The organism is uncultured Halorubrum sp., assembly GCF_937146585.1.
GTDB classification, from domain to species: Archaea; Halobacteriota; Halobacteria; order Halobacteriales; family Haloferacaceae; genus Halorubrum; species Halorubrum miltondacostae.
Window position 1 is genome coordinate 1 of sequence record NZ_CAKZRO010000002.1, and the last position, 11,927, is coordinate 11,927.

Sequence of the window (11,927 nt, forward strand, 5' to 3'; positions counted from 1 at the left end):
CCCGCGGCATCTTGGTCCGGAACCAAGTGCTCTGTCCGCTGAGCTACGCGCCCTCACGCTCGGATATCCGCGGCGAGCGTTTAACCTTTCTGACTCGGGTCGTCGTCGGGCGGCCGCGGGTCGGTCTGCCACTCGAAGGCGTCGGCGCCGTCGTCGGCGACCCCGCCAGCGTCGGCCGTGCCGCCGTCGGTCCGCGGCCGGTCCGTCTCACCGTGCCCGCGGTCGACGTCGATAGCGCCCGCGGCGGCGAGCAGGCGGCCGACGAACAGCAGTTCGGGGCGGCGCTCGACGACCGCGACCCAGACGACGAGCGCCGGCGGCAACACGATCAGCGACGCGAGGTAGGCGAGCGTGATGCTCGCGGCGGTGAGGAGACCGAACTGCCCCAGCACGGGCGTGATGGCCAACACGAGGACGCCCGTCCCGAGCGCGGTCGTCGCCCACGTGCCGGTGAGCGCGCCGCCCGTCCCGCGGAGCGTGGTGACCACCGCGGCGTCGACGTCGCCGCCGCGAGAGTACTCGTCGTGGAACCGGTGTGCGACGTGGACGGTGTAGTCCACCCCGAGTCCGATGGTGATAGCGAGGATCGTCGCGGTGATGGCGTTGAACGGGATGCCGCCGAGCCGCATCGTGGCGGTGAGCGTCGCGACCGCGACGGTGACGGGGACGAGCGTGACGAGCCCCAGCGTCGGACTGCGGAGCAGCAGCCAGAACAGCACGACGAGGAACACCGCCGAGAGCCCGAGCGCGGCCGCCAGGGAGACGATCGCCGACTCGAAGATGGTGTCGGCGACGGCCTGGAACACGACGATCTGTCCGGTCGCGATCGCGTCCCCGCGGTAGCGGTCGGCCACCTGCCGGGCGTCGGCGGCGATCTCGGCGTCGCTGGCGTCGGACTCGACGGCGTACACGATCCGCGTCGAGCGATCGTCGTCCGCGAGGTACTCGCCGGTGAAGTCGTCGTACGCCGAGTCGCGCAGTTCGGCGTAGATCCGGTCTAAGTTCCGGTTCGGGCGGCCGTCGTCGAGCGACGAGTCCTCGACGAGCCGTTCGAACTCGGGGTCCTCCGACGCGTACGCGTCGATCGCGCTCTGGACGCTGTCGGTGCTGGCGCGGCCGTCGACCGTGACGAACGTGTCGGGCGGGTCGCGCTCGGCGCGCGCGAGGCTGCGCAGGGCGGCGTCGCTGGTCATGCGCCGCTCGACGTAGATGGTGACGGTGTCGTCCTCGCTCGTGGCGAAGTTGTCGGAGAGGAAGTTGATCGTCTCCGTCGCAGAGTACTCGCCGGGCTGGAGCGGACCGGGGAGATAGTCGACGTACCCCGGCTCCTCGCTCGGCGGCAGGAAGTCGTCGTCCTCGAAGGTGGTGTCGACGCCGGCACCGTACCCCGCGGCGCCGGCGGTGATGAGCAGGACGACCACGAGGAAGACCGCGGGTGCGGGCCGCGAGATCGCGGAGAGCCGCGGGAGGAGCCGCCCGAGCGCGGAGTCCTCGGAGCCGAGCGGGCGCGAGCCGAAGTCGGGCAGCGAGCGCTCGGCGCGCCACCGATCGAGGATCAGCTTGGCGGCCGGCAGGAAGCCGACGAAGATGACGAGGGTGAAACAGATGCCCAGCCCGGCGACGAGGCCGAACTCCCGGAGCGGCGGGAGCGAGCTCGTGAGGTTCGCGAGGAATCCGATGATCGTCGTCCCCGCGATGATCGAGTACGCCACCACGAGCTGGCCGAGCGCGCCGCGCATGGCCGTCTCCGGCGGCGCGCCCGCCGCGCGGTCCTCGCGGTAGCGGTTCACCGTGTGGATCCCGAAGTCGATCCCGATCGCGAGGAGGAGGACGGGCACCGCGATCAGCACCTCTGAGAAGGCGATCCCCGCGTAGCCCGTGAAGCCGAACGTCCAAACGACCGTCATCAGTAACGCGACCCCGCCGAGGACGAAGTCGAACGGGTCGCGGTAGGCGTACGCCAGGAGGGCGAGGATCACCGCGAGCGCCGCCGGCACCACGATGCCGAGCGAGTCGAAGATGACGCGCTGGAACTCGTCGTCGACGATGCCGCTCCCGAACGCGGTGACGTCGCCGGGGGCCTCCTCGGCGACCGTCTGGGCCTCGCTCTGGATCGCCTGCGTGTCGGCCGACGCCGGGAAGCCGTGTGTGACGACGCCGAGCGCCGCGGAGGCCGTCCCCGACTCCTCGTTGAAGTCGTCGGAGAGGAGCGTCGCGAAGCCGGGGTCCTCGGCCGCGGCGGCGACCGCGGCGTCGATCTCGCCGTCGCTGGCGCGCTCGATCGCGTCCCGGGCCGCCGCCGGCGTGTCGGCGTTCGGGTCGATCTCGGCCGCGACGTCCATCGCCGGCGCGGAGAAGTCGGTCACCCGCAGGCTGTCGCGCTCGTCGAGCCGTTCGGCGGTCGCCAACATGTCGAGGAGCCCGCGGCGGTCGAGCACGTTGACGTCGCGCTGGATCAGCTGCGTCGTCGGGTCGTCGCCGCCGAAGGCGGGCTCGAACTGCTCGTTCACGCGGTCGAGCGCGTCGGACTCCTCGATGCCGTCGGTGAACTGGTCGCTGCCCGCGCTCGCCTCCAGCAGCGCCATGCCGGGCGCGAACAGGGCGGTCACGACGAGGCAGGCGATCACGACGCGGCGCGGCTGCTCGATGACCCGATCGGTGACCGCGCCGAACAGCCGGGTGACTGGGTCCATCTATCGGGAGCGGAGTCGACGGCGGAGCCGCGAGATCGCTGCGCTCACCCGGCCGCGCTGCCAGACGACCGCGCCGCCGACCGCGACGACGCCGAGCAGCGCGACGATCCCGAGCGGCGAGGAGAGCGCCCCGCTGTCGTCGGCGGGGACGACCTCGACCGGGAGGCGGTAGGTGTCGGAGAGCTGTTCGTCGCCGTCGGCGTCGTCATATCGGAAGTCGACCGCGGCCGCGTACGTCTTCGGCGTGGCGCCGCCCTCGACCTCGACCTCGAAGGTGACCGTCGTCGACTCGCCCGGGTCGAGCGACGTGACGAACGCCTCGTCGTCGGACGACGAGAGCGGCGAGTCGACGAACAGCTTCGCCTGGACGTTCGAGACCGGCTCGGGGCCGGTGTTGCGGACGACCGCGTTGTACTGCACCGTCGACCCCGGCGTGACCGACGCGGGGTCGGTGGCGTTCGGCTCCGCCGGCGACACCGCGAACACGTCCGCCTCGGGCGCGACGTCGACGACGACGTCGAGCGTGTCGGAGACGAGGACGTCGCCGGGCGACCCCGTCGAGACGAGCGAGACGGAGCCGTTGTCGGTCCGGCTCGCGCTCACGCCCTCGTCGGTGGGGATCCCGCGGTAGCGGACCGCCACGTTGACCGTCCGCTCGCCGGGGTTCGCGTCCGTGCGGAGCCCCGCGTCGAACGTCGCGGTCGCCGTCTCGCCGACCGCGAGGTCGCCGACCGTGTCCCGCGTCGACCGCGGGACGATGTTCGGGTCCGTCTGGACCGTCTGCTGGCCGACGCCCTCGGGGGCGGGGGCCTCGTTGCTGAACACGACGACGGCGTCCTCGATGTCGCGGGGCCCGCGGTTGCGCACCTCGACGGTGAAGCTGCCGTCCTCGCCGACGCGCAGGGTGCTGTTCACGCCCGTCGCGGTGAACGCCTGCCGCGAGAGCGGCGTCACGCCCGTACGGACCGTCCGCGCGGCCGCGTCGGCGCGCTCGGCGTCGCGGTAGTCGACCTCGAACTCCAGCGTCGACGAGCGCGCGGTGGCCTCGGTCGCGGCGGCGAGCCGGTAGGTGAACGTGCGGTTCTCGCCCGGCGCCCACGCGCCGACGTACGTCTCGGTGGTGCCCGCGTCGGTGGCGAAGGTGAGGTCCGGATCGATCGGGTTCGCGGCCACGGAGGCCTCGCGCGCGGTCTCGTTGCGCACGTTCCGCAGCGTCACGTCGACGAGGCCGTTGTCGCCGGCCTGAACGACGCCATCGACGTCGACGACCGCGAACTGCGCGCGGTCGGTGATCTCGACGGAGACGTACACGGTCTCCGTCACGATCTCCTCGTCGCGGACCGTCGAGCCGTCGTCGACCTCGGCGCTCTCGACGTTCCGGTACTCCAGCTGGATCGGGACGCGGTAGACGCCGGGGTCGGCGTCCTCGTCGGGGACGACGGTGAACTCGATCGGGCCGGTGACGCCGCGGGCGACGTCGCCGACCGTCTGCTCGCCGGTCCGCACGTCGAAGGGGACCTCCCGGTTCGCCGCGTCGCCGGTGAGGATCCGCGCCGTCGTCTCGTGGGCGGTCACCACCTCGCTCTCGAGGTTGTCGGCCCCCTGCGCGTCGATGTCACCGCGGTTGTTCAGGTTCACCTGAAGGGTGGACTCCTCGCCGGGCACGAACGCGGTCTCCGGCGCGAACGCCTCGATGTCGGGGTCGCCACGCACCGTGTCGTTGGCCTCCTGTGCGACGACCGCTCCGGTCGCGACGAGGGACACGACGAGAAGTAGGACGGCGACCGTCCGGATTCGACTCATGTTGGTTACGTCCGGATACGAGACTGCGACGTAATACCCTTCGGGAACCCGCGACAACAACGTATCTGTTTCCGGATGAGAATCGCGGCTGGAGCCCGACAGCCGAGACGGGAGAGAGACGATGCCCGTCGTATTCAGCCGGCTGTAACGCCAGATACCGTCGGGCTGCCGAGCGAGCGCGGGTTCGATCGCCAAAACGATCTATCGTTTCGCGATTGTCTTTTTATATACTTCGTCGGCGTCAAGCGCCGAGGCTTTGTGGGAGCGCGTCGGAGGGCGCGCATGGAGTCGCTCCGCGACCTCGGGCTGTCGAGCTACGAGGACCGGGCGTACCGCGCGCTGCTCGCGTTGGGCACCGGGACCGCCGCGGCCGTCGCCGAGGAGAGCGGCGTGCCGAAGGGGCGCATCTACGACGCGCTCGGCGGGCTGGAGTCGCGCGGCTTGGTCCGGGTCCAGACCGACCGGGAGCCGAAGCGGTACGCGCCCGTCGAGCCCGCCGTCGCCGTCGACCGGCTGGTCGAGGCGAAGCGGCGCGAACTCAACCGGCGGATCGAGACGTACGAGTCCGGCAAGAGGGAGCTGATCGACCGGCTGGCCGACGCCGAGACGGCGGACGACGAGTTCTGGACCGCCGCGGTCGGCGCCGGCGACTCCCTCGAACTCCTCTTCGAGCGGATCGACGCCGCCGAGGAGTCGATCGTCGTCGTCGCCACCGACGTCTCCGCGCAGTTCGACGTCGACCGCGAGGGCCCGGAGCTGCTCGAGCGGCTCCTCGCGGCGATCCGGAGCGACGTCGACGTCTCCGTGCTCATCTCGCCGAGCGTGTTCGACGACGCGCGCGCCGCCGTCGACGAGGACCGCGCGACGCTGACGATCGCGCAGGGCCCCTTCGAGCTCCGCATCACCGAGGACGCGTACGGTAACTTCTACCTCATCGACGGCGAGGAGGTGTGTCTGGAGGTCGCCGACCCGCTCTCGCCCGACCGGCTGTTCGGCATGCTCGACCTGCGCGACCGGGGATTCGCGGCGCGCGTGAACGACGGCTTCGAGACCGCGTGGGCCGAGGGGACCGTCGTCGACGAGGTGTGAGCTCCGCGGATCCGGCGTTCGCGGGCCCGAACGGACTGCGAGCTGGTTGCGAGCGACACGTCGGCGTCGCGGAGATCGGGGAACGCCGGCCGGTTCGCCCACCCGATTATCACCGATGATTTCGAGGGGGCGCGCTTTTATCCGTCCCCGTGCGTACGACCGATAGAACTGATAGTGACCCTCCGTCCATCCGACACGTCGTCGCCGGACCGCGGCGTCGACGCGGGCGATGCCCCCGAGACCGACGACCGGCGCGCGGCCGACGCGGCGACCGACGACGCGGAGCGGTCGGCGGGGCGTGCCGAGATCGAAGCGCCGACGAGCGCGCCGACGGCGGGCGGAAGGGCCCCGGAGGACGGCGACTCGTCGCCCGGGGACGGACGGTCGCGGTCGCCCGAGGCGGACCGGTTCCTGCTCGCCGTCGCCGTGGACGGCGAGGTGCTGTTCGCCGGGCCGTCGGTGCCCGACGTCGTCGGCGTCGAGCGCGACGCGCTCGTCGGGAGCGACCTCCTCGACCGCGTCCACCCGAGCGACCGCGAGCCGGTGGCGGACGCGCTGTCGGCGGTCGCGACGGCCCGGACGGTCACCCACCGCATCCGCCGCGCGAGCGGCGGGTACGCGTGGGTCGAGTCGGTCGTCGACGAGGAGCTCGCCCCGGAGTTCGGCGGGCGGATCGTGACGGTCCGCCGCGTCGACGTCGACCGGACCTTCCCGGAGCGCTACCGCGCCTTCCTCGAGTACGGCAGCGACCTCGTCACCGTCGTCGACGACGACGGTCTCATCGTCTACGAAAGCCCCTCCGTCGAGGAGGTGCTCGGCTACGAGCAGGGGTCGACCGTCGGGCGCTCCCCGCTCGGGTACGTCCACCCGGACGACCGCGAGCGCGTGACGGAGCGGTTCTACCGCGCGCTCAACGAGCCCGACGCGGCGCCCACGCTGGAGTACCGCTACCGCACCGCCGACGGCGACTGGGTCTGGCTGGAGTCGCGGACGCGCTCGCTGCCGGCCGACAGCCCGGTCGGCGAACTGCTCATCAACTCCCGCGACGTCAGCGCGCGGAAGGCCCGCGAGCGGCGGCTCACCGACCGGAACGAGCGGCTCGACCGCTTCGCGAGCATCGTCTCCCACGACCTCCGGAACCCGCTGTCGGTGATCCGCGGGTCGATGGAGATGGCGCGGCTGCGCGACGAGACGGACCCGCTCGAACGGGGCGAGCGCGCCGTCGACCGGATCGACCAGCTCGTCTCGGAGCTGCTCACCCTCGCGCGACAGGGGACCGGAATGGACGAGCCCGCCGAGTTCGCGCTCGCGAGCGTCGCCCGCGACGCCTGGGAGACCGCCGCCGGGGGCGACGCCGACGCGGAGCTGGTCGTCGCCGGCGACGCGCGGGTGTACGGCGACCGGGGACGGATGCGGCAGGCCCTCGAGAACCTGTTCCGTAACGCGACCGAACACGCGAAGCCGGACGACGAGACGGACGGGCCCGAGACCGAAGGATCGGACGACCTCGCGGACGGAACGTCCGACGACGACCCGCTGACGGTCCTCGTGACGGCCACGGACGGCGGGTTCCTCGTGGCCGACGACGGAACCGGCGTCGACCCCGACGACCGGGAGTCGGTGTTCGAGTCGGGGTTCACCACCCGGGCGGACGGGACCGGGTACGGGCTCGACATCGTCCGCGAGGTCGTCGAGTCGCACGGGTGGACGGTCGAGCTCCGCCGCGACGACGACGGCCACATCGGACTCCCGGACGGACGGCGGCTCCGACCCCCGGAGGGCGCGTGCTTCGAGGTGTCCGCCCCCGACCCGGCCGACGCCGACCCGGACGAGCCGTGGATCGACTGAGCCCGGGAGCCACCGCGTTTATTCCCCGCGGCCGCCAACTCGACGCGTGAGCGTCGCCGACGTCACGATCCGACGGGCCGACCGCGCCGACCTCCTGGCGGTGGTCCGGATCGAGCGCGCCTGCTTCTCGGACCCGTGGCCGCACGACGCCTTCGAGCGGCTCCTCGACGAGCCGGCGTTCCTCGTGGCGGAGCGCGACGGCGCCGTCGCCGGCTTCGTCGTCGCCGACCGGACGCCGAACCACGGCCGCGACATCGGCCACGTGAAGGACCTCGCCGTCCACCCCGAGGCCCGCGGCGAAGGGATCGGGCGGGCCCTCCTGCGGTCGGCGCTGGTCCGGCTCCGCGCGACCGGCGTGGCCGTCGTCCGACTGGAGGTGCGCGAGGGGAACGACCCCGCCCGGTCGCTGTACGCCGACGAGGGGTTCGAACCGGTCCGGCGGGTCGGCGGCTACTACCGCGACGGCGAGGACGCGCTCGTGCTCGTCGTCGACCTCGCGGCGTGGGCCGACGGGGACGGGGCCGGCGGCGGAGCGGGGTCGGGCGGCGACGACGACAGAGAGGCGAGGTAACGCACCGCACGCCTATCGGCTCGCGGCGCGGGGTTTGCCAAGGCTTAGTGTCGGGGAGGCCGACCGAAACGGTATGAGTTCGGTTCCCGAGCGATCCGAGATCGACACCGAGTACAAGTGGGACCTCGACGGCATCTACGCCGACGACGAGGCCTGGGAGGCCGCCTACGAGGCGGTCGCCGAGCGGATCGACGAGCTGCGCGCCTACGAGGGGCGCGCCGTCGAGGACGCCGCGACGCTGCTCGAACTGCTCGAGCTGCGCGAGGAGATCTTCCGCGAGCTCCAGCAGGTGACGACGTACGCCCGGCTCCGCAGCGCCGAGGACACCCGGAACCAGGAGTACCAGGCGATGTCCGCGAAGGCGTCGTCGCTCGGCTCGGAGGCGTCGAGCGCGGTCTCCTACCTCGAACCGGAGGTCCAGTCGCTGACCGACGCCGACGTCGAGGCGTTCCTCGACGACGAGCCCGCGCTCGCGACGTACGAGCAGTACCTCGACGACGTGCTGCGGAAGAAGCCGCACACGCGGTCGAGCGAGGTCGAGGAGGTGCTCGCGGACCTCTCGGAGGTCACCGACGCGCCGAGCGAGATCTACTCGATGCTGACGAACGCCGACATGACCTACGGCGTCGTCGAGGACCCCGACGGCGAGGAGGTCGAGATCACGCAGGCGAACTTCACGAAGCTCCAGACGAACCCGGACCGCGAGTTCCGCGAGCGCGTCCACGAGACGTTCTACGACGAGTGGGCCGACGTGCGCAACACGGTCGGCACGTCGCTGGAGAAGGCCGTCCGCGAGCACGTCACGAGCGCCGAGATCCGCGACTACGACTCCGCGCGCGCCGCCGCGCTGGACGGCTCGAACGTCCCCGTCGAGGTGTACGACACGCTCGTCGACACCGTCGACGACAACCTCGACGTGCTCCACCGCCACGCCGACCTGAAGGCCGAGGCGCTCGGCGTCGACCGGCTGCAGAGCCACGACCTCTACATGTCGCTGACGGGTGACCAGGGCCCCGACGTGGAGTACGAGCAGGCCCGCGAGTGGGTTATCGAGGCGGTCGCGCCGCTGGGCGAGGAGTACCAGGAGCGGCTGGCCGAGGGGCTCGACTCGCGCTGGGTCGACGTGTACGAGAACCGCGGGAAGCGCTCGGGCGCGTTCTCCTCGGGCACGTACGACACCCAGCCGTACATCATGATGAACTACCAGGACGACATCTCTTCGATGTACACGCTGGCCCACGAGCTCGGCCACTCGATGCACTCGGAGCTGGCCGGCGACGCCCAGCCGTGGCACGACGCGAGCTACGAGATCTTCGTCGCGGAGATCGCCTCGACGGTCAACGAGACCCTGCTCACGCACCACCTGCTCGACACCGTCGAGGACGACGAGCTCCGCACCCACGTCCTCGACGAGTACCTCGAACGCTTCCGCTCGACCCTCTTCCGCCAGACCATGTTCGCGACGTTCGAACAGGAGATCCACGAGCGCGTGGAGGCCGGCGACGCGCTCACCCCCGACGCGTTCGACGAGATCTACGGCGACCTGAAGGGAGACTACTACGCGCCCGCCGAACTCACCGGCGGCATCGAGCGCGAGTGGCAGCGGATTCCCCACTTCTACTACGACTTCTACGTCTACCAGTACGCGACCGGCATCTCGGCCGCGGCCGCCATCGTCGAGCGCGTCCTCGACGAGGGCGACGAGGCCGCCGCCGACTACCGCGAGATGCTGAAGGCGGGCGGCTCCGAGTACCCGCTCGACGTCGTCGAACTCGCCGGCATCGACATGGCCTCGCCCGACCCGATCGAGTCCGCCGTCGGCGTGTACGACGAGTACCTCGACGAGATCGCGGCGCTGCTCGACCTGGAGTAACGCCGTCGCGCGGAGGGCGACTGACCCCTCCGGCGGACGGGCGCAGTGCGGGCCCGAACGACCGATCGGGCGACCCAAAGCCTATGATTCGCTCGGCCGAACCCGCCCGCCGAGATGGACCGCGGGCTGCTCGTCCTGCCGGGCGCCCTCCTCCTGCTCGTCCTGATCGCGGAGCCGAGCGTCGTCAGCTGGGAGGCCACGCTCCGTACGGGGCCGGGGCTCGACAGGCACCCGACCGTGAACGCGACCGACCTCCCCGCGAGATGCGCCGACACCGCCGTCGCCCTCGCCGACGGGCGCAACGTCTCGATCCGGGGGTATCGGATCGCTCCGGGCTTCCTCGACCTCCTCGTCGAACGCACGTCGGTCGCCGGCGAGTGGGCGCTCGGCGACGCGAACTGCGCGGCCCGACTCGCCGGGGTCGACGACCTCCGCGTCGACGGCGAGTCGTATCGGGTGCTCGGGGAGTACTCGCGCGAGCGGCTTGACCGAAGCCCGGCGTTCGGACTCGCGAGGCTCGGGAGCGGACTCGTCGGCGTCGGACTGCTGGCGGTCGGTCTCCTCACGGCCGTTCACCGGGAACCCGAGTGACGAGATAGTTGAGTGAGGCGCGGTGGCGCGTGCCTGCGAGCGGCCGCCGCCTCCGGCGGCCGCGAGTCAGCACGCGCGAGGGAGTCGGTGGTCCGGAGCGACGCGGAGGACGACCGACGAGGTTGGGGAGGCGTGAGGCGCGGTGCTGTGCGGGGCGGGACTCGAAGGGGCAGTCGCGAGGGCGACGGCGCGCGACGCAAGCACCGCAGGGAGCGAGTGAAACGAGCGACCGAGGAGCGTGGTTCGAGACGCCCCCGGCGTCTCGTCGTCACGAAAGGCGCGAAGCGCCTTTCGAACGACAGCGAGCGCACCGAGTCCTCGCAACTGGGGCTTTGGAGGCGGTTTCCCCGGAAGCAGAGTACAACCGAGCGACCGGGGCTTTGACGATGTTCTCCGCGGGCCCGACGAAACAGTTGGCCGACGCGGCGGCGTGGATTGTCACGCCCTCGGCCACGCATCAGTAATCAGCGTCCCGGCACCGATTTACCGCTCCTCTACGACGTACTGAGTACATGGACGAACGCGTACGCGAGCACGCCGAGGTGCTCGTCGACTGGAGCGCGCGGGTCGAGGCCGGCGACGACGTCGTCGTCAGCGTCGCGGAGGACGCCCACGAGCTGGGCGTCGCGGTCGCCGCGGCGCTCGGCGAGCGCGGCGCGAACGTGACGACGCTGTACGGGTCGAGCGAGCTCTCCCGCGCCTACCTGAAGGGCGTCGAGGCCGGCGTCGACGGCGACGTCGACGCGGACGACTTCGACGCGGACCCAGCCGTCGACCGCGCTGTCTTCGAGGCGGCCGACGCCTACCTCCGGATCGGGGGCGGGCGCAACACCACCGCGAGCGCGGACGTCGACCGCCCGACGCGGCAGGCGTACGCGAAGGCCCGGCAGGGCGTCCGCGAGGCGCGGATGGACACCGACTGGGTGTCGACGGTCCACCCGACGCGGAGCCTCGCGCAGCAGGCGGGGATGGCCTACGAGGAGTACCAGGAGTTCGTCTACGACGCCGTCCTCCGCGACTGGGAATCGCTCGCCGACGAGATGGCGCGGATGAAGGACGTCCTCGACGCGGGCGAAGCGGTCCGGATCGTCACCGAGCGCGACGGCGCGCCCGACACGGACGTGACGATGTCGATCGACGGTCGCACCGCGGTGAACTCCGCCGCCTCCGTCGCGTACGACTCGCACAACCTGCCGAGCGGGGAGGTGTTCACCGCGCCGTACGACACCGCGGGCGAGGTGTTCTTCGACGTGCCGATGACCATCGACGCGACCCGCGTGCGGAACGTTCACCTCGCCTTCGAGGAGGGCGAGGTCGTCGACTTCTCGGCGGAGGCGGGCGAGGACGCGCTCGCGGAGATCCTCGACACCGACGACGGCGCGCGGCAGCTGGGGGAGCTCGGGATCGGGATGAACCGCGGCATCGACCGGTTCACCGACTCGATCCTCTTCGACGAGAA

At 71.6% G+C, this 11,927-nt stretch carries 8 protein-coding genes; 6 read left to right on the forward strand and 2 right to left on the reverse strand.

Features of this window, described 5'->3' with window-relative positions:
• Positions 1–80: 80 nt before the first annotated feature.
• Together Q0116_RS00085 and Q0116_RS00090 are read right to left on the reverse strand one after the other, a co-directional pair.
• The gene (locus tag Q0116_RS00085) at positions 81–2,693 is read right to left on the reverse strand and encodes an RND family transporter (RefSeq protein ID WP_297884364.1); all 2,613 of its coding nucleotides are present in this window, start codon (positions 2,691–2,693) and stop codon (positions 81–83) included.
• Positions 2,694–4,496 (reverse strand): COG1361 S-layer family protein, encoded by a 1,803-nt coding sequence (locus Q0116_RS00090; RefSeq protein ID WP_297884366.1) that lies wholly within the window; start codon positions 4,494–4,496, stop codon positions 2,694–2,696.
• A 282-nt stretch (positions 4,497–4,778) separates the two neighbouring features.
• On the opposite strand from Q0116_RS00090, the gene Q0116_RS00095 reads away from it, so the two are divergent.
• The 6 genes from Q0116_RS00095 to Q0116_RS00120 form a co-directional block, all read left to right on the forward strand.
• A complete protein-coding gene (locus Q0116_RS00095; RefSeq protein ID WP_297884368.1) occupies positions 4,779–5,585 on the forward strand; it encodes a TrmB family transcriptional regulator in 807 nt (268 codons plus the stop codon).
• A gap of 174 nt (positions 5,586–5,759) precedes the next feature.
• Positions 5,760–7,433, forward strand: a complete 1,674-nt coding sequence (locus tag Q0116_RS00100; protein WP_297884370.1) for a PAS domain-containing protein — start codon at positions 5,760–5,762, stop codon at positions 7,431–7,433.
• A 46-nt stretch (positions 7,434–7,479) separates the two neighbouring features.
• Positions 7,480–8,004 carry a ribosomal protein S18-alanine N-acetyltransferase gene (rimI, locus tag Q0116_RS00105; protein ID WP_297884372.1) on the forward strand — a complete coding sequence of 175 codons (525 nt, stop codon included), beginning with the start codon at positions 7,480–7,482 and terminating at the stop codon, positions 8,002–8,004.
• A gap of 73 nt (positions 8,005–8,077) precedes the next feature.
• Entirely contained in the window at positions 8,078–9,877 is a 1,800-nt protein-coding gene (gene pepF, locus Q0116_RS00110; protein ID WP_297884374.1) for an oligoendopeptidase F, read from the forward strand.
• A 114-nt stretch (positions 9,878–9,991) separates the two neighbouring features.
• Positions 9,992–10,468 (forward strand): hypothetical protein, encoded by a 477-nt coding sequence (locus Q0116_RS00115; RefSeq protein WP_297884375.1) that lies wholly within the window; start codon positions 9,992–9,994, stop codon positions 10,466–10,468.
• Positions 10,469–10,980: 512 nt separating this feature from the next.
• On the forward strand, positions 10,981–11,927 hold a 947-nt coding region (locus tag Q0116_RS00120), incomplete at its 3' end, for an aminopeptidase (protein ID WP_297884377.1).

Bases quoted from the DNA above. Each gene is read 5' to 3' on its own strand.
- Q0116_RS00095 (WP_297884368.1), top strand. From the start codon at position 4,779: ATGGAGTCGCTCCGCGACCTCGGGCTGTCGAGCTACGAGGACCGGGCG.
- pepF (WP_297884374.1), top strand. From the start codon at position 8,078: ATGAGTTCGGTTCCCGAGCGATCCGAGATCGACACCGAGTACAAGTGG.
- Q0116_RS00085 (WP_297884364.1), bottom strand. From the start codon at position 2,693: ATGGACCCAGTCACCCGGCTGTTCGGCGCGGTCACCGATCGGGTCATC.
- Q0116_RS00115 (WP_297884375.1), top strand. From the start codon at position 9,992: ATGGACCGCGGGCTGCTCGTCCTGCCGGGCGCCCTCCTCCTGCTCGTC.
- Q0116_RS00090 (WP_297884366.1), bottom strand. From the start codon at position 4,496: ATGAGTCGAATCCGGACGGTCGCCGTCCTACTTCTCGTCGTGTCCCTC.